The sequence below is a fragment of the Mesorhizobium sp. M7A.F.Ca.CA.001.08.2.1 genome (genome assembly GCF_003998455.1).
GTDB lineage: Bacteria > Pseudomonadota > Alphaproteobacteria > Rhizobiales > Rhizobiaceae > Mesorhizobium > Mesorhizobium ciceri.
On the sequence record NZ_RZPW01001363.1, the window covers coordinates 1 to 672 of the forward strand.

At 64.7% G+C, this 672-nt stretch carries 1 protein-coding gene and 1 pseudogene; one reads left to right on the plus strand and one right to left on the minus strand.

Going from position 1 to position 672, the window contains the following annotated elements:
* Positions 1 to 469, plus strand: a pseudogene (locus EN914_RS37405) (DSD1 family PLP-dependent enzyme); the annotation flags it as partial.
* A gap of 5 nt (positions 470 to 474) precedes the next feature.
* Here EN914_RS37405 and EN914_RS37410 read toward each other — a convergent pair.
* Positions 475 to 672: GyrI-like domain-containing protein (locus EN914_RS37410; RefSeq protein ID WP_206527351.1), on the minus strand; the 198-nt coding region annotated here is incomplete at its 5' end.

Here is a 672-nt window from a genome sequence, read left to right on the forward strand (position 1 = left end):
CAGCAAGACCGCGCTGCTTCATCGTGGCGGCGCGGCCAATGAAGTGTCGATGGGCTCGGCCTTCGTGCTGCCCAGCGACTTCGATACGCCAGGCCTCGACGGCTTCCAGCCGGCGGCTTTCATCGCTACGCCGATCCTGAAAGTGGTCGAGCCGATGCTGCCTGGCCCGCCGGCCGTCACCCGCCTGCTGCAGGCGCTCGGCCGGTTTCCGCGCAAGGGCTGCTATCTCTATGGCGGCAAGTGGATGGCCGAGCCGGTCTTCCCCCAAGGCATGAAGACGAACGGCCTGCTCGGCCTGTCCTCCAACCAGCAATTCATGGGCTTGCCCGCCGATGCGACCGCAAGGCCAGGCGACTACGCGTTTCTAAGGCCGACGCAGAGCGAGGCCGTGCTGCAGCAATTCGGGTCGATCGCCGTGTTTTCCGGCGGAAAGGTCATCGATCGCTGGCCGGCGCTGCCGATGGCGTGATCGAGCTACGCCTTCACCGGTACCCAGATCTCCAGCCCGCCATTGCCGCTGTGGGCATCGAACTCCGGTCCATAGCGCTCGAATTCCGGTGCATCCGCGATTTCGTGACCGGAGGCGGGCAGCCAACTGTTCCAGATCGTGTTGATCGTCCGGCGGATGGATGAGATGTGCTCGCGGTGCGAGAACACCGCATATTTCTGCGC